This is a genomic window from Roseovarius sp. E0-M6, assembly GCF_037083845.1.
Classification (GTDB): Bacteria; Pseudomonadota; Alphaproteobacteria; order Rhodobacterales; family Rhodobacteraceae; genus Roseovarius.
On the sequence record NZ_JBAPLA010000001.1, the window covers coordinates 574,177 to 592,355 of the forward strand.

Here is an 18,179-nt window from a genome sequence, read left to right on the forward strand (position 1 = left end):
GATAGAGAAGAAATTGGAGCGGGTGATGAGATTCGAACTCACGACATTTACCTTGGCAAGGTAACGCTCTACCCCTGAGCTACACCCGCGTCCGTTGGGTGAGGACGATCTATAAATTCTGGCCGGGGGCCGCAAGTGCAAATCGCATGGCAGCGCAATTTTTTTCCCGGATCGCGCCGTGTTCTGGGCTGATGCCATGCGCGCGACGCTCAATCTGTGCAGGGCGTTTCCCGAAAGCCGTGATGCGGGTTTTTCGGGAAACGCTCTGGAGAGTGATCGCACACCATTCAAACGGGGGAATGATCACTCAAGTTCGATCATGAGATCCTTGGCGTCGATCTGGCCGCTGGCATGCACGTGGATCGCCTTTACCACCGCGTCACGCTCGGCATAGATGCCGGTTTCCATCTTCATGGCCTCGATGGTCAAGAGCAGGTCGTCCTCCTTGACACTTTGGCCTACTGAAACGGCGACCGATGACACCACGCCGGGCATGGGCGCGCCCACGTGATCCGGGTTGCCGATTTCGGCCTTGGGGCGCGCGGCAGTCTGCGATTTGACAAGACGGTTTGGCACGCGGATCACCCGCGGTTGACCGTTGAGTTCGAAAAAGACGCGCACCTCGCCGTCTTCTTGTGTCTCGCCCACAGCCTGAAGCAGGATTTCCATGGTCTTGCCTGGGTCAATCTCGACCGCGATCTCTTCGCCGGGTTCCATACCGTAGAAGAACGTGCGGGTTGGCAGGGTGCGCACCGGCCCATAGGTGCGGTGACGCCCCATGTAGTCGAGGAAAACCTTGGGATACATCAGATAGCCATTCAGGTCCTCGTCATCGACCTCTTTGCCTTCAAGCATCTCGGACACTTCCTTGCGCATCGCTTCGAGATCAACAGGCGCAAGGTGCTTTCCCGGCCGCTCGGTGTTGGGCTTCTCGCCCTTGAGCACCTTTGCGACGATCTTGTCGGGGAAGCCGCCCGGCGGCTGACCAAGATTGCCCCGCATCATGTCAACGACCGAGTCGGGGAAGGCCACATCAGTGTCCGGGTCTTCGACATCGGCACGGGTGAGCCCCTGTGACACCATCATCAGCGCCATGTCGCCCACCACCTTGGACGATGGCGTGACCTTGACGATATCGCCGAACATCTGGTTCACATCGGCATAGGTGCGGGCCACCTCGGGCCAGCGATCTTCCAGGCCAAGCGAACGCGCCTGTGCCTTGAGGTTGGTGAACTGCCCACCCGGCATTTCGTGCAGGTAAACCTCGGAGGCGGGGGCGGCGAGGCCGCTTTCGAAGGCGATATATTGCGCGCGCACCTGTTCCCAGTAATCCGACATTTCGCGGATACGCTCGATCTCGAGGCCGGTGTCGCGGTCGGTATGGGCGAGCGCCTCGACGATCGAGCCAAGGCAGGGCTGTGACGTGCCGCCCGAGAAGGCGTCCATGGCCGCATCCACCGCATCGACGCCCGCATCGGCAGCGGCAAGGATGGTGGCCCCTGCGATGCCCGACGTATCATGCGTATGGAAATGTACGGGGATGTCCAACTCGTCCTTCAGGGCCTTGACCAACACGCGTGCCGAGGCGGGTTTGAGAAGGCCGGCCATGTCCTTGAGGCCCAGCACATGCGCGCCTGCATCCTGAAGCTCGCGCGCCATGCCGACATAGTATTTGAGATCGTATTTGGACCTGTCGGGATCAAGAAGATCGCCGGTATAGCAGATCGTGCCTTCGCAGATCCTGCCGGTCTCATTCACGGCATCCATCGCGACGCGCATGTTCTCGACCCAGTTGAGGCTGTCGAAAACACGGAACACATCGACGCCGGTTTCTGCGGCCTGACGGACGAATTCCTGAACGACATTATCAGGATAGTTAGTATATCCCACGCCGTTGGACGCCCGCAAAAGCATCTGTGTCAGGATGTTCGGCATCCGGCTCCGCAATTCTCTAAGGCGCTGCCACGGGCATTCCTGAAGGAACCGGTAGGCCACATCGAAGGTCGCGCCTCCCCAGCACTCGACCGAGAACAGGCCCGGCAGGTTTGCCGCATAGGCAGGCGCGGCCTTGATCATGTCGATCGAACGCATGCGCGTGGCCAGCAGCGACTGATGGCCGTCGCGCATGGTGGTGTCCGTGAGCAGAAGCCGGTTTTGCGCCAACATCCAATCGGCGACGGTCTTGGCGCCCTGCTCCTCGAGCAGGGTCTTGGTGCCGGGGGCGGGGGCCGTGTCGAAGGCCGGCGGCTTGGGGCCCTTGGCCTCCGCCGAGGGCTCGGGACGGTCCTGTGTTTCGGGGTGACCGTTCACCGTGATATCGGCGATATAGGTCAGCACCTTGGTGCCGCGGTCGCGGCGCTTCTTGAAGGTGAAAAGCTCCGGCGTCGTGTCGATGAACTTGGTCGAGTATTCATTGTTCAGGAAGGTCGGATGCTTGAGCAGGTTCTCGACAAAGGAAATGTTGGTCGAAACGCCACGAATGCGGAATTCGCGCAGGGCGCGGTCCATCCGGGCAATGGCGGCCTCGGGCGTCTGTGCGTGGGCCGTGATCTTGACCAGCAGGGAATCGTAATAGCGCGTGATGACACCGCCCGCATAGGCCGTACCGCCATCAAGCCTGATGCCCATGCCGGTGGCCGAGCGATAGGCGGTGATGCGGCCATAGTCGGGGATAAAATTGTTCTGCGGGTCCTCGGTGGTGATCCGCGTTTGCAGCGCATGACCGTTGAGACGGATTTCGTCCTGGCTGTTCTTGCGGGTCGCCTCGGGCAGGGTTTTGCCTTCGGCGATCTTGATCTGGGCCTGAACGATGTCAATGCCGGTGACCTCTTCGGTCACGGTATGCTCGACCTGCACACGGGGGTTCACTTCGATGAAGTAAAACTCGTCGGTTTCCATATCCATCAGGAACTCGACCGTGCCGGCACATTCATAGTTCACGTGCTTGCAGATCTTGTAACCCAGCTCACAGACCTCGGCGCGCTGTGCGTCGGTGAGGTAGGGGGCGGGGGCGCGTTCGACGACTTTCTGATTGCGGCGTTGCACCGAACAGTCGCGCTCATAGAGGTGATACATATTGCCGTGCTTGTCGCCGAGGATCTGCACCTCGACATGGCGCGCACGGGTGATCATCTTTTCTAGATAGCCTTCGCCGTTGCCAAAGGCCGCCTCGGCCTCGCGGCGGCCCTCGAGCACCTTTTCCTCAAGTTCGTCAGGGCCATTGATCGGACGCATGCCGCGCCCGCCGCCGCCCCAGCTTGCCTTGAGCATCAGGGGATAGCCGATTTCGGCGGCCTCCTTGCGGATCATCTCCATATCGTCGCCCAGCACCTCGGTCGCGGGGATGACGGGCACGCCTGCCTTAACGGCGACGCGGCGCGCGCTGGCCTTGTCGCCAAGGGCGCGCATGGTTTCGGCACGGGGGCCGATAAAGGTGATTCCATTGGCGTCGCAGGCATCCACGAAATCGGGATTTTCGCTTAGCAGACCATAGCCGGGGTGGATCGCGTCGGCGCCGCAGTCACGGGCCACGCGAATGATTTCGTCGATCGAGAGATACGCCGCGACCGGCCCCAGCCCCTCACCGATGCGGTAGGCTTCGTCTGCTTTGAAACGATGCAGACCCAGCTTGTCCTCTTCGGCGAATACGGCGACCGTGCGCTTGCCCATCTCGTTGGCGGCACGCAAAATGCGAATGGCGATTTCGCCCCGGTTGGCGACGAGTATCTTCTGGAAATCACTCACGGGGTAGGTCCCTCTTACGTTGACCCGGGTCTTGGGCCGGGAATGCCGCGCTGCAGCGCGATGTTGCGAAGTTTGTAAGGTTTGTGAAAACTTTACGCAATCCAGACCGAAGTAATGTCACCCATCTGCGACATGATCTGCCCGATTGGAGGAATGGCACAGATCGCTTGTATATGAGAATATACAAATTAAAACATAAGGTTAGATCATAGCGTTTACCCGCTTGGGTAGACGGAGCCACCCGCAAGAGCCGGCGAGGCAAGGTTGCCGCGGGCCGCAGACGGAGAGGTGATTCCCATTTGGCCCATGTTGGCGACAAGATCGCGGCGCAATATCTCGGCCAGATGCGCCGGCCCCTCCGGTCCGAGGGCCGCCAGCGCATAATGCCAAGCGCGACCCAGCATGACGAAATCCGCCCCAAGGGCGAAACCCCGAAGCATGTCCAGTCCGCCGGACATGCCGCCGTCCAGAATGAGCGGCAGATCGGTGGCGTCGCGAAAGGCGGGCAATTGTGTGATCGGGGCCGGGGCGGCATCGAATTGCCGCCCGCCGTGATTGCTGATCCAGATCGCGTCCGCGCCCAACCGCTCGAGCCGGGAGACATCCGTTGGGTCAAGCACGCCCTTGACCACGAGTGGGCCGTGCCATGCGTCGCGTAACCACTTCAGATAGCTTTCATCGGGGGATGTGCGCAGCATATATCCGGCATGAGCATTGGAGGGCAGGCCCTTGGTATCAGGCGCATAATCATCAATCATACGCATCCTTGGCATGCCCGTTCGCGCCATACCGGCGGCCCATGCGGGACGCATTGCCACCTGCGCCATGAGCCGCGGGGTCAGGCGCGGCGGCTGTGTCAAGCCCGAGCGCAATTGCCGCTCGCGGCGCGAGGCGACCGGCACGTCGAGCGTGATCACAAGCACCCCGAATCCTGCGGCGCGCGCCCGGTTCAGCATGTCGGTGCGAATCTCAGGGTCGCGGGGCGGATACATCTGGAACCATTTATGCGGACCGGCCAAAGGGCCTGTGACTTCGGGTGTCTGACTGGCCACGGTTGATAAAGTATATGGAACATCAATATCTTGCGAGGCTCTTGCGAGGTGCCTTTCGGCGTCGGGCCAGATCAGGCCAGACATGCCCACGGGCGCAATGCCGAAGGGCAGAGGCATCTTCTGTCCAAAGAGAGACACCGAAAGATCAGGCGCGATTTCTCCGTGCAGGATGGACGGCAGGAGAGTCACCCTTTCGAATGCGGCGCGGGTGCGGGCGCGCGCTTCCTCGGACCCAGTGCCGGCATCAAGGTATTCCCAGACGAATCGCGGGATGCGGGCCCGCGCACGGGCGGCAAGATCGCTGATCGCGGGATATGCGGCGTGACGGTCCATCGCCCAGATGTGCGGAAATGCGCGACGATTGTCCAGCGCGGACAGCCCTGCACAGCGGCTGTGCGGGCGGGCGTATTGGGCGGGGCCGGCTGTGACGCTATCTTGGGCGATAACCGACAAGGAGACCGTGACATGAGCTGGAACCCGTCGCTTGAGCCGCAATGCCCCGATGCGGGGGCGTTGGACGATATCGAGACACTGATCATTCCGCGCGCTCGGGACTTGGGAGAGTTCGAGGTTCGGCGCGCGCTGCCCGCGCCGAAACGACAAATGGTGGGACCATTCATCTTTTTCGATCAGATGGGGCCGGCAGAGTTCCTGACGGGGCAGGGAATCGACGTGCGCCCGCATCCGCATATCGGGCTGGGCACGGTGACTTATCTCTATGACGGGGCGTTTCAGCACCGCGACAGCCTTGGCACGAACCAGATGATTCACCCGGGCGCGGTGAACTGGATGGTGGCGGGAAACGGCGTCACGCATTCCGAACGCACAAGCGAAGAGACGCGACGTGGCAACTCGCGGCTTTTGGGTATTCAAACGTGGGTCGCGCTCCCAGAGGTGGATGAAGATCGGGGTGCAAGCTTTGAGCACCACGGCAAAAACTCTCTTCCGTTCCTTGAGGCGGAGGGAAAATCTCTGCGTCTGATCATGGGCCGTGGCTGGGGTGAAACGGCGCCGGTCAGCACCTTCACCGACATGTTCTATGCCGACATCGTGCTGTCGGCGGGGGCGAAGGTGCCGCTTCCGGATGATCACGAGGATCGCGGGCTTTATGTCACTCAAGGCAGTGTCGAGATCGCGGGTGAGACCTTTGACGCGGGCCGCATGATGGTTTTCCGGCCGGGCGACGCGATCACCGTGACCGGCGGGGCGCAGGGCGCGCGCCTTATGGCGTTGGGTGGCGAGACATTGGCAGGGCCGCGCCACATCTGGTGGAACTTCGTGGCATCGAGCCGAGAGAGGATTGATGCCGCGAAGGCCGCTTGGGCCGAGGGCGACTGGACACATGGGCGATTTCGCCTTCCTCCGGGGGATGACGCGGAGTTCATTCCGCTGCCGTAAACGTGGCCCGGAATGATTTGTGGAAAATAAACCCCTGACACCCCTCGACATTCCTAAAAGAGGCGCGATTAATGGCGCCATGAACCCACTGACCAAGACCGGCCCGCTCTGGGGCGTATTCTGGATGCTGACCACCGGCCTCCTTTTTGTGATGGTCACGGTTCTGGTGAAAATCCTTGGCACGCGGATACCCGCCTCGGAGGGCGCATTCCTGCGCTATGTGATGGGGTTGGTCTTCTTCATACCGATGATGGGTCCGTTGTGGCGGCGCGCGCGGGAATTCGACCGCGTCACCCTCGGGCTTTTTGGTTTACGCGGGCTTGTGCATACGGTCGGTGTGGCCCTTTGGTTCTTTGGCATGGCGCGTATCCCGCTCGCCGATGTGACGGCGATCAACTATCTTTCTCCGGTCTATGTCACTCTGGGGGCTGCGATTTTTCTGGGGGAACGCCTTGCCATGCGGCGCGTGATGGCGGTTATTGCCGCGCTGATCGGGGCCTTCATCATCCTGCGCCCCGGGTTTCGCGAGGTGGGGGCGGGGCATCTTGCCATGCTGGGCACGGGCCTGTCGTTCGGGATCTCATACCTCGTGGCCAAGAAGGTGAGCGAGACCTGTGGCGCGGGGATCATCGTGGCGATGCTGTCGGTGACGGTGACAATCGGGCTCGCCCCGCTTGCCATTGCAAGTTGGGTCACGCCCAACCCGATGGAATTGCTTATCCTTTTCGGGGTCGCCTGTGTTGCCACGGGCGGGCATTACACAATGACACTGGCCTTTCGGGCCGCGCCTTTGGCGGTGACACAGCCGGTGACCTTCCTGCAACTGGTCTGGGCGGTGAGCATTGGTGCGCTCTTCTTCGGTGAGCCCGTGGACATGTTCGTGGTGCTGGGGGGGATGGTGATCGTGGCGGCGATTTCGTTCATCAGTTGGCGCGAAGCGGTGTTGAAACGCAAGGCTTTGACGCCGGCGGTGTCAGCCACCAAATTCTGAGGTTAGGGCCTTATTTTGTGGAGTGGGGCGGGGCGCACGCAACGTCGGCATTCACGTCAGTAGTCACGTCGGTATCGCGTCGGTGCATTGGTTACCGAACAATTAAACTGTGACGGATACTCTGACGCCCGAATGTCGCGCTGTGTTGTGGCACGAGCTGTGAGTCGGGGTCTTGCAGAGCGGCACCAACGCCGCCGGACAGAAAACGGGGCGCGGATTGCCGCGCCCCGTGTCGATCGTGCCGGAGGCCGCAGAGCGCGGCCCGGTCACTGTATCAGACGAACCACCAACGCTCGATCCAGCGCTGTCCGTCCACATCCCAGTTCGAGGCCAATTTATCGGCGTGGCCGACCTTGTCTGAGTTGGCAAAGACGTAGTTGGCGAACATCGGAACGACGACGCCGCCCTGATTGGACACGATGTCCTGCATTTCCCAGTACATCTCGCGCCGTCTGTCCTCGTCGAGTTCGGAACGGGCCTTGTCCAGCAGTTCGTCGAAGCGTTCATTGCACCAGAAGCTGTCGTTCCACGACGCACCGCATTTGTAGGCTGTCGAGAACATTTGATCTTCGACGGGGCGACCGGACCAGTAGACAGCCGCGTAGGGTTTCTTCATCCAGACGTCGGACCAGTAGCCGTCATTGGGCTCGCGGACCGGTTTGAGGTTGATCCCGCCGGCCTTGGCCGAGGCCTGATACAATGTCGCGGCGTCAACCGAGTTGGTGAAGGCCGCATCCGAGGCGGACAGCGAAACATCGACACTGTCGAGTCCGGATTGCTTGAGATACCATTTTGCCTTGTCCGGATCGTAGGTCTTTTGTTCCAGCTCGGTGTTGAAAAAACGTTGACCTTGACCAATCGGGTGATCGTTGCCGACCGATCCATAGCCAAACAGGATTTTTTCGACCAGCTCTTCGCGGTTCAGGGCATATTTGAGCGCCTGACGTACGTTGTTGTCAGAGTAGGGCGCTGCGCGCGTATCCATCGCGAAGGTATAATGCTGTGTGCCAGCTACCGAACTGATCTGTAGGTTGGGGTTACGTGCCAGCAGACCCACGGTCTTGACGTCGAGCCGGTCGGCCATGTCCACATCACCGGATACAAGGGCGGTGGTGCGGGCGTTGATATCGACAACCGCCAGCATTTCGACCGAGTCGAACCAGCCGACATCGCTTCGCCAGTGGTTCGGATTGCGTTCGAACGAGGCCGAGATGCCCGGGCTGAAATTCTTGAGAACGTAGGAGCCGCAGCCATCGCCCGACTGCCATTCAATCGAATCGCCATCAGCCTTGCACATCGTCAGGTGGTAGTCCGACAGGATGTAGGGGAAGTCGGCATTGCCGCCGTCGAGGATAAAGACGACGGTGTCGTCACCTTCGGCTTTCACGTCCTGAATCGGCGCGACGATGGGGCCGGCCGCCGAGGTCGAATCCTCGCCGCGGTGGAAGTTGATCGAGTTGATCACGTCCTGGATGTTGAGCTCATGACCTGAATGGAAGGTGACGCCCTTCCTGATCTTGAACCGCCATTCCGACGCGTCATCGGAGGCTTCCCAGCTTTCGGCGAGCTCGGGAATCAGCGAGCCGTCCTGTGTGACTTCGGTCAGTCGACCGTGAATTGCGAAGGACAGCGAGGTGGTGAAGCTGTTTTCATAGGTGCCGGGGTTCAGCGTGTCGGTGGTCTGGCCATGGCCAATTGCCGCCCTCAGGTGTCCCCCGCGTGTGGGGGCCGCCATAGCGCCGCTCATGGGCACAGTGGCCGCCATGGCCGTGGCTGCGGTTGTTTTCAGAAATCCGCGGCGATCGAGTAGGCCGCCTTTGATAATCGACATGTTCGGTTCTCCCTGTGTCGTTTAGGTCGTTTGGTCTAGAGTGCGGAGGGGTCCGGGCTGTGCCGGTCGCGCGGTCTTATGTCTCGTGGCCGCGCATCCTCGGGATGAGCGCAATACCATGCGCTTCATACTCTTATTGTCAGACAATACGGTGACAGCTTCCGCTCCTGCAACCGGGTTTCGGGTTTATGGCGCCGGGCGGTGATTGACATCTTTTCCCCTCTTTATTGATTGACGAGTCAATTAAACGGAAATACTCACAATGGACAAGCCTTTTCATGGAGAACAGGATGCCCAAGGTCGGCATGGAGCCCATACGGCGCGCCGCGCTGGTCGAAGCGACAATCCACGAGGTGGGCGCGCGCGGCACGCTTGACGTGACGGTGAGCCAGATTGCCAAACGCGCGGGCATGTCGAGCGCGCTGGCCCATCATTACTTTGGCGGCAAGGAGCAGATATTCACCGCCGCGATGCGCCATATCCTCGGGCTTTATGCCGCGGAGGTGCGTGGCGCGCTGTCGATGGCGCGCGATCCGCGCATGCGGATCGAGGCGATCATACGCGCCAACTTCAGCAGCACGCAGTTTCGCAATGAAACCGTGGCGGCGTGGCTCAATTTTTATGTTCAGGCGCTGAAATCCGAAGAGGCCGCGCGCCTTTTGCACATCTATCAAAGGCGGCTGCGGTCCAACCTGCATCACGCCGTGCGCCAGATCGTGCCCGAACCGCGGGCGCGCATCCTTACCCGGGGGCTGGCGGCGATGATCGACGGGCTTTACCTGCGGCAGGCCCTCAGGCCCGACCCGATCGAGGCCGACGCGGCCATCGACGTGATACTGAACTATCTCGAGGATGCGCTGGCCCCCCGACATGACGAAAGGACAAACTCATGAGCACACCCAATATCCTGATCCTGATGGTGGACCAGCTTAACGGGACATTGTTCCCGGACGGGCCTGCCGATTGGCTTCATGCGCCCAACCTCAAGAAATTGGCCGCACGCTCGACCCGATTCGCCAATGCGTATACCGCGAGCCCCCTGTGCGCGCCGGGGCGGGCATCCTTCATGTCGGGCCTATTGCCATCGCGCAGCCGGGTTTATGACAACGCCGCCGAGTTCTCGGCCGATATTCCAACCTATGCGCACCATCTGCGCCGCGCGGGCTATCAGACCTGCCTGTCGGGCAAGATGCATTTTGTCGGCCCCGATCAGCTTCACGGCTTCGAGGAGCGCCTGACCACCGATATCTACCCGGCCGATTTTGGCTGGACGCCGGATTATCGCAAGCCGGGTGAGCGGATCGACTGGTGGTATCACAACATGGGCTCGGTCACGGGCAGTGGCGTGGCCGAGATCTCCAACCAGATGGAATATGATGACGAGGTGGCCTATAATGCCACCCGCAAGGTCTATGATCTTGCCCGTGGTCATGATGACCGGCCATGGTGCCTCACAGCGAGTTTCACCCATCCGCACGATCCTTATGTGGCGCGGCGGAAATATTGGGACCTCTACGAGGATTGCGAGCATCTTCTGCCGCCCGTGCCGGCGATGGATTACGAAGATCACGACCCGCATTCCAAGCGCATTTTCGATGCGAATGACTGGCGGTCCTTCGACATCACCGAAGAAGATATCCGCCGGTCGCGCCGCGCCTATTTCGCCAATATCTCGTATCTGGACGACAAGGTGGGCGAAATTCTGCATGCGCTGGAGGCCACGCGGCAGGAGGCCGTGATCCTGTTCGTGTCGGACCATGGCGATATGCTGGGTGAGCGGGGGCTATGGTTCAAGATGTCCTTCTATGAAGGATCATCGCGGGTGCCGCTTATGGTGTCGGCGCCGGGGATGGAGCCGGGATGCGTAACCGAGCCGGTCAGCGCGATCGACGTGTGCCCGACGCTGTGCGATCTGGCGGGGGTGGACATCTCGGAGGTGATGCCGTGGGTTGCGGGCGAAAGCCTTGTGCCGCTGGGACAGGGGAGCACGCGCAAGAGCCCGGTTGCCATGGAATACGCCGCCGAAGCCTCTTATGCGCCGCTTGTCTGTCTGCGGGAGGGGCGGTGGAAATACACCAATTGCGCGCTTGATCCCGAGCAACTTTTCGATCTTGAGGCCGATCCGCACGAGTTGACCGATTTGTCAGACGATGCCGATTGCCGCGAGGTGATGGAGGCATTCCGGCTTGAGGCGGCGGCGCGCTGGGATCTTGAGCAATTCGATGCGGAGGTGCGCGAGAGTCAGGCACGGCGTCTGGTGGTTTACGAGGCGCTGAGGCAGGGGGGGTATTACCCGTGGGATTACCAGCCGCTTCAGAAGGCCAGCGAGCGCTACATGCGCAACCACATGGACCTCAACGAGGTGGAAGAGAACCAAAGGTTCCCGCGGGGCGAGTAACCCTGTCCCGCGCGCGACATCAATGACCCTGCGCCAGACCAGAGGCGCGACCCGGACCCGGAGAAATCAGACATGCAAGCGGATTATGTGATCATCGGTGCAGGAAGTGCGGGCTGTGCCATGGCGCTGAGGCTTAGCGAGGCGGGCAAGCGGGTGATCGTCATCGAGCATGGCGGCACGGATGCGGGGCCGTTTATCCAGATGCCCGGGGCGCTCAGCTATCCGATGAACATGTCGCGCTATGACTGGGGATATGCCACCGACCCCGAGCCGCATTTGGGCGGGCGGCGCCTTGCCTGTCCGCGCGGCAAGGTGATCGGCGGCTCATCGAGCATCAACGGCATGTGCTATGTGCGTGGCCATGCGAAGGATTTCGACCATTGGCGCGATGAAGGCGCGGCGGGCTGGGGATATGCCGACGTGCTTCCCTATTTCAAACGGTTGGAGCATTGGCATGACAGCGGACATGGCGGCGACCCTGACTGGCGCGGGTCGGACGGGCCGCTTCATGTGACGCGCGGTCGAAGGGACAACCCGCTGACCCAAGCCTTTGTCGAGGCGGGCCAGCAGGCGGGATACCCGGTCACCGACGACTACAACGGAAAACAGCAGGAAGGGTTCGGCCCCTTCGACATGACGGTGTGGAAGGGGCGGCGCTGGTCGGCGGCGAATGCCTATCTCAAGCCCGCCCGCGCAACGGGGTTTTGCGAGGTCGTGAACGCGCTGGCGCGGCGGGTCGTGATCCGCGACGGGCGCGCACGCGGCGTCGAGGTGACGCGCGCCGGACAGACCGAGGTGATCGAGGCCCGCGAAGAAGTAATCATAGCCGCGTCGTCGATCAACTCTCCCAAGTTGCTGATGTTGTCGGGGATCGGGCCGGCGGCGCATCTGGCCGAACACGGGATCGATGTGATCGCGGATCGGCCCGGGGTTGGTCAGAACCTTCAGGATCACCTTGAGCTTTATATCCAGATGGCGGCGAGCCAGCCGATAAGCCTTTATTCCTATTGGAACTTGCTGGGCAAGGCGTATGTGGGCGCGCGCTGGCTTTTAACGCGGACGGGGCCGGGGGCGTCGAACCAGTTTGAGAGCGCCGCCTTTATCCGGTCGGCGGCGGGTGTGGAATACCCTGATATTCAATACCATTTCCTACCTATCGCGGTGCGCTATGACGGCAAGGCGGCTGCCGAGGGGCATGGGTTTCAGGCCCATACCGGCCCGATGCGCAGTGTGTCGCGGGGCGAGGTGACGCTACGCAGCGACCGCCCCGAGGACGCGCCCCGCATCCTGTTCAATTACATGAGCGATGAAAGCGACTGGGCCGATTTCCGCAGATGCATTCGCCTGACCCGCGAGCTTTTCGCCCAGGAGGCGTTCAAGCCCTTTGTCCGCCACGAGATACAGCCCGGCGAGTCGGTGCAATCTGATGACGAGTTGAACGGGTTCATCCGCGAACATGTCGAGAGCGCCTATCACCCCTGCGGCACCTGCAAGATGGGGCGGGCGGATGACCCGATGGCAGTTGTGGACCCCGAGGCGCGGGTGATCGGTGTCGACGGTCTGAGGCTGGCCGATAGCAGCGTCTTTCCGCGGATCACCAACGGCAATCTGAATGCGCCGTCGATCATGGTGGGCGAGAAGGCGAGCGATCACATCCTTGGCCGTGCGCCGCTGGCCCCCGAGAACGCGGAGCCGTGGATGCACCCCGACTGGCGTGTCGCGCAGAGATAGACGGTCTGGAACCTCGGGCGGCACGGGGTGGTTTCCCTTGTGCAACCAGAATGGAGGAACCTGAGATGTTGAGATCACTTACCCTTGCCGCCGCGATGAGCCTTGCGACGGGCGCAGTGCAGGCGGACAACCATATGACACCCAAGGCCTCGGCCCTGATCACCGGCACCGAAGGTGCGCTGGCCGGGAGCGTCACGTTGAACGCGACGGCATCGGGCCGGACGCTGGTGCAGATCAATCTGACTGGTGTGCCCGAGGGCGTGCATGCCGTTCACCTGCACGAGACCGGCGATTGTAGCGCAGAAGATTTCACGTCGGCAGGCGGGCACATCGCGGGCGATGCGAAACATGGCGTGCTGACCGAAGGGGGCCCGCATCCTGGCGATATGCCCAACATGACCGTGGGCGAGGATGGTATCCTCAAGGCCGAGGTGTTTCTTGATCTGCTCGATATCGACGAGATGATCATGGATGAGGACGGCGCGGCCTTCATCATGCACGCGGGCGCGGATGATTACATGTCGCAACCTGCCGGTGATGCGGGCAGCCGGATTGCCTGTGGTGCCTTTTCCAAGGCCGATTAAAGCGCCTTAGCCGACGCTATAGGGCAGAACTCCGCGTTCGTCCGAGCGAATGGTCAACCTGCGTTCAAGCGGAGGTATCGACCGCTGATGACAGTTCGTGCGTTCGCAGATGCGGCACGAAATACCGATGGGCTCGAACGCGTCGCCATGGGTGACATCGAGCCCGTCGGCATATGCCAGCGCCTCGGCGTGCTTGACCTCGCAGCCGAGGGCGATGGCGAAGCGGCGCACGGGCGCGCCGAAGGCGCCGCCCGGTTTCGACACGTCCCGCGCGAGGCTGATATAGCGCACGCCGTCGGGGGTTTCCGCCAGTTGCCGCAGGAAGCGGCCCGGTGTCTCGAAGGCGCGGTGCACGTTCCAGAGGGGGCAGGCCCCGCCATATCGGGCGAATTGCAGATAGGTCGCGGAGTGCCGCTTGGTGATGGTTCCCGCCTGATCGACGCGCACGAAGAAGAACGGTATCCCCTTGGCCCCGGCGCGTTGGAGTGTCGAGAGGCGGTGCGCAACCTGTTCGATGGACGCGCCGAAGCGGCTGGACAGGATTTCGAGATCGTGGCGCACCTCTCGGGCGGCCGAAAGAAATGCGCCATAGGGCATCATGGCCGCGCCGGCATAATAATTGGCCAGTCCGATCTTGGCGATGGCACGGGCCTCGTTCGATTGAAACCGCGCGAAATCGAGCGTCGCCTCGAAAAGCTTGTCCTGTGTCAGCAGGGCAAGTTGCAACAGCATCTGAAAGGTGCGGGTTTCGGGCGCCGCGCGTGACGACAGATGCAAAAGGCCGGTATCCCGGTCCAGTCGGCGCAAGGTGTCGCTATCATGGGTGACGATGGAAATGCCAAGGTCGCGCAGCGCGGCGCGGGCCTTTTCGGCCACGGTGGTGCCGGGGCGGTCGGGCGTGCCGAACCGTTCGGCGGCCCGATCCACCGCATCAACATAGTTGTTGCAGTAGTGAAAGAAGTCGCGCACCTCGTTCCATGGGCTTTGCTGAGTCTGGGCGTCGTCGCGGCCCAACGCTTCGTCGAGGGAGGCGAGGCGTTCGTGGGTTTGCCGGTAGGCGCCGTGGAGTTCGAGAAAAGCGCGCGCAAGGGCCGGAGCGTTGGCCGCGGTCAGACGCAGATCGGCCAGCGGCGGCGTGTCGGAGAAAACAGGATCGGCCAGCGCCTCGCGCATGTCCGAGACCATGCGCTCGGCGTCGCCGGAACTCAGCTCTGTGACATCGAACCCAAACTCCTGTGCCAATGCCAGCACGACCGTGGTGCTGACCGGGCGGTTGTTGTTTTCCATCTGGTTCAGATAGGGGAGCGAGACGCCAAGCCGGGCGGCGAAATCCTTCTGGGTGAGTGACAGGCGTTGACGGGTTTCGCGCAGCTTGGCCCCGGCATAGAGTTTCTGGGTTGGCATGGTCGGGTCCGGTTTTGCAGATTAGCGGTGAACCCAGATTAGATTTGCAAACCTGCCCGCGCAAGCCCCCGCCATCACCTCAGCCGCGCCTCGCGCCACAGGACGACCTGAATCGAAGCGATGGCCGCAAGGGCGGTCATCAGCATGATCCAAAGCAGCGGGAAGGCGCCGCTTTGGGGTGAGAGCATCGCGCCGGAAAGCGCCGAGAGCGCGGCCCCGCCACCGATGAGCAGCGCGCCGGAGAGCCCGCTTGCCGCGCCGGCGAGATTGGGGCGCACCGACAACGCGCCCGCCGCCGCATTGGGGTTGGTCATACCGTTGCCCAGCCCGACGAAGGACATGAAGCCGAAGAAGGTTTCGGGCGTGGCAAGGCCCAGATAGAAAAGCAGAAGATTGACTGAGATGCCGCCGGCGTTCACCAGCGTGCCCCAGTAGACCATCCGGTTGACCCCGGCGCGCACCGAGAGCCGGGCGGAAAGGTAATTGCCGAGGAAATACCCGATGGCGGGTGCCCCGAAGTAGAGACCGAGCCACGCGGGATCGAGGCCGAAGACCTGAGCGCCCACGAAAGGGGCGCCACCGAGGTAAGCGAAGAACGAGCCCGAGGCGAAGGCCGCCGCCAGCGAATATCCCCAGAACCGCGGAGAGGTCAGAAGTTCGGGGTATTGACGGGCCTGTTCGCGGAAGCTCTGGCCGTTGAGGGGGGCGGTTTCGCCGAGGTCGAACCACGAGAGCACAAGGATACCGAGGCCAAGCCCGAAGACGATCCAGAAGCCCGCCTGCCAGCCGAATACTTCATCGAGAGCGCCGCCGATGGCGGGGCCGATCATGGGAACCACCGACATTCCCATGGTGACATAGCCGATCATCGAGGCCGCGCGATCCTGTTCGACCATGTCGCGCACGATGGCCCGGCTGAGCACCATGGCGACGACCGCCGTGGCCTGAAGCATCCGAAAGGCGAGAAACATCGCGATATGCACCGAGAAGATGCAGCCCAGTGTCGCCAAGACGAAGATAGCCATCCCGCCAAGCACCACCGGGCGGCGGCCAAGCCGGTCGGAAAGCGGCCCGAGAAACAGTTGCAGCCCCGCGTTCACCCCGAGATAAACCGCGATCGAAAGCTGAATCACGCGGTATTCGGTGTCGAAATACAACGCCATGCCCGGCAGGCTGGGCAGAAAGATATTCATCGACAGCGCCGAAACGCCCGCAAGCAGGATCAGCGTGATGAGGTGGGGCGGTGATGTTCGTTTGCCGAAACGGGGCTGCATCGGATGTAACATCCCGCAGGGGTAGGCAGGCGCCGGGTAAGAGTCCATGTGGCGGCCGATGGATTAGCAAGTTTGCGGGTTAGCCGAACATCCTTCGCAGAAGTTTGCAAATTAGCTGGATTTTCCTTTTTGGACCCCGGGCACATGCGTATAAGGGCCGGTAAACACACGCGGGAGGCCACATGAAGGATATTCTGGAACAGCTCGAAGCGCGGCGCGCAGAAGCGCGGCTGGGCGGCGGGCAGGGGCGGATCGACGCGCAGCACAAGCGCGGCAAGCTCACGGCGCGGGAACGGATCGATTTGCTGCTCGATGAGGACAGCTTTGAAGAATTCGACATGTTCAAGGCGCACCGCTGCACCGATTTCGGCATGGAAAAAACCCGTCCCTATGGCGATGGTGTGATCACCGGTTGGGGCACGATCAACGGCCGCATGGTTTACGTATTCAGCCAGGATTTTACGGTTTTCGGCGGATCGCTCAGTGAAACGCATGCCGAGAAAATCTGCAAGATCATGGATATGGCCATGCAGAACGGCGCGCCGGTCATCGGCATCAACGATAGTGGCGGCGCACGTATTCAGGAAGGCGTTGCGAGCCTTGCCGGGTATGCGGAGGTGTTTCAGCGCAATATCATGGCGAGCGGTGTCATCCCGCAGATCAGCGTGATCATGGGCCCCTGCGCGGGTGGGGCGGTCTATAGCCCGGCGATGACCGACTTCATCTTCATGGTGAAGGACACGTCCTATATGTTCGTGACTGGCCCCGATGTGGTCAAGACCGTCACCAACGAACAGGTCACCGCCGAAGAGCTGGGGGGCGCGTCCACGCATACCAGAAAGTCGAGCGTTGCCGATGCGGCCTTCGAAAACGACGTGGAGGCCCTGGCCGAGGTGCGGCGGCTTGTGGATTTCCTGCCGCTCAACAATCGTGAGAAACCCCCGGTTCGGCCCTTCTTTGACACGCCGGGGCGGGTGGAGATGAGCCTTGATACGCTGATCCCCGATAATCCCAACATGCCCTACGACATGAAAGAGCTGATCCACAAGCTCGCGGATGAGGGGGATTTCTATGAGATCCAGGAGGATTTCGCCAAAAACATCATCACCGGCTTTATCCGTCTCGAGGGGCGCACGGTGGGGGTTGTCGCCAATCAGCCGATGGTTCTGGCCGGGTGCCTGGATATTGACAGCAGCCGCAAGGCCGCGCGTTTCGTGCGCTTCTGTGACGCGTTCGAAATTCCGATCCTGACGCTGGTGGATGTACCCGGCTTTCTTCCTGGCACGAGCCAGGAATTCGGCGGAGTGATCAAGCATGGGGCCAAGCTTCTCTTTGCCTATGGCGAGGCGACGGTGCCCAAGGTGACGGTGATCACCCGCAAGGCCTATGGCGGCGCCTATGACGTGATGGCGTCAAAGCATCTGCGCGGTGATTTCAACTATGCCTGGCCCACCGCCGAGATCGCTGTGATGGGCGCCAAGGGGGCCAGTGAGATCATTCACCGCAAGGATGCGGATGAGCCCGAGAAACTGGCGGCGCATACCAAGGATTACGAGGATCGTTTCGCGAATCCCTTCGTGGCCGCGGAGCGCGGTTTTATCGACGAGGTGATCCAACCGCATGGCACGCGCGCACGGGTGAGCCGGGCCTTTGCCTCGCTGCGCAACAAGGCGCTGAGCAATCCGTGGAAGAAGCACGACAATATCCCGCTGTAATGTAGGGATGGGGGAGTGGTTTTGGGGGCGTTGCCCCCCCGGCGGCATGGCCGCCTT

The 18,179-nt window shown here is 61.6% G+C and carries 12 protein-coding genes and 1 tRNA gene; 7 read left to right on the forward strand and 6 right to left on the reverse strand.

The annotated features are described in order from the left end of the window. Positions 1–14 precede the first annotated feature (14 nt). From V8359_RS02910 to V8359_RS02920, 3 genes are all read right to left on the reverse strand, one after another. Positions 15–89 (reverse strand) — tRNA-Gly (locus tag V8359_RS02910). Positions 90–303: 214 nt separating this feature from the next. Further along, positions 304–3,744 carry a pyruvate carboxylase gene (locus tag V8359_RS02915; protein ID WP_336427206.1) on the reverse strand — a complete coding sequence of 1,147 codons (3,441 nt, stop codon included), beginning with the start codon at positions 3,742–3,744 and terminating at the stop codon, positions 304–306. A gap of 215 nt (positions 3,745–3,959) precedes the next feature. Continuing rightward, on the reverse strand, positions 3,960–5,129 hold the full coding sequence (locus V8359_RS02920) for an alpha-hydroxy acid oxidase (protein WP_336427916.1): 1,170 nt from the start codon (positions 5,127–5,129) through the stop codon (positions 3,960–3,962). Between the two features lie 132 nt (positions 5,130–5,261). Here V8359_RS02920 and V8359_RS02925 point away from each other — a divergent pair, with 132 nt between their 5' ends. Then, complete coding sequence (locus tag V8359_RS02925; protein WP_336427207.1) at positions 5,262–6,194, forward strand: pirin family protein; 933 nt, start codon at positions 5,262–5,264, stop codon at positions 6,192–6,194. Between the two features lie 79 nt (positions 6,195–6,273). After that, the gene (locus V8359_RS02930) at positions 6,274–7,185 is read left to right on the forward strand and encodes a DMT family transporter (protein WP_336427208.1); all 912 of its coding nucleotides are present in this window, start codon (positions 6,274–6,276) and stop codon (positions 7,183–7,185) included. A 274-nt stretch (positions 7,186–7,459) separates the two neighbouring features. Here V8359_RS02930 and V8359_RS02935 read toward each other — a convergent pair whose 3' ends face one another. Beyond that, positions 7,460–9,016: an ABC transporter substrate-binding protein gene (locus tag V8359_RS02935; protein WP_336427209.1), complete on the reverse strand. Its 1,557-nt coding sequence runs from the start codon at positions 9,014–9,016 to the stop codon at positions 7,460–7,462. A gap of 290 nt (positions 9,017–9,306) precedes the next feature. On the opposite strand from V8359_RS02935, the gene betI reads away from it, so the two are divergent. From betI to V8359_RS02955, 4 genes are all read left to right on the forward strand, one after another. Beyond that, complete coding sequence (betI, locus tag V8359_RS02940) at positions 9,307–9,909, forward strand: transcriptional regulator BetI (RefSeq protein ID WP_336427210.1); 603 nt, start codon at positions 9,307–9,309, stop codon at positions 9,907–9,909. Next, entirely contained in the window at positions 9,906–11,414 is a 1,509-nt protein-coding gene (gene betC, locus V8359_RS02945; RefSeq protein ID WP_336427211.1) for a choline-sulfatase, read from the forward strand. The genes betI and betC overlap by 4 nt, the downstream gene beginning before the upstream one ends. A gap of 72 nt (positions 11,415–11,486) precedes the next feature. Next, positions 11,487–13,145 carry a choline dehydrogenase gene (gene betA, locus V8359_RS02950; protein WP_336427212.1) on the forward strand — a complete coding sequence of 553 codons (1,659 nt, stop codon included), beginning with the start codon at positions 11,487–11,489 and terminating at the stop codon, positions 13,143–13,145. A 65-nt stretch (positions 13,146–13,210) separates the two neighbouring features. Then, positions 13,211–13,729, forward strand: coding sequence for a superoxide dismutase family protein (locus V8359_RS02955; protein ID WP_336427213.1), 519 nt, complete (start codon positions 13,211–13,213; stop codon positions 13,727–13,729). A 6-nt stretch (positions 13,730–13,735) separates the two neighbouring features. Here V8359_RS02955 and V8359_RS02960 read toward each other — a convergent pair whose 3' ends face one another. Then, complete coding sequence (locus V8359_RS02960) at positions 13,736–15,133, reverse strand: helix-turn-helix domain-containing protein (RefSeq protein ID WP_336427214.1); 1,398 nt, start codon at positions 15,131–15,133, stop codon at positions 13,736–13,738. A 74-nt stretch (positions 15,134–15,207) separates the two neighbouring features. After that, positions 15,208–16,407: a multidrug effflux MFS transporter gene (locus tag V8359_RS02965; protein ID WP_336427215.1), complete on the reverse strand. Its 1,200-nt coding sequence runs from the start codon at positions 16,405–16,407 to the stop codon at positions 15,208–15,210. A 182-nt stretch (positions 16,408–16,589) separates the two neighbouring features. Between V8359_RS02965 and V8359_RS02970 the strand changes: the two genes are divergently transcribed. Continuing rightward, entirely contained in the window at positions 16,590–18,122 is a 1,533-nt protein-coding gene (locus V8359_RS02970; protein WP_336427216.1) for an acyl-CoA carboxylase subunit beta, read from the forward strand. The last annotated feature ends 57 nt before the right edge of the window (positions 18,123–18,179 follow it).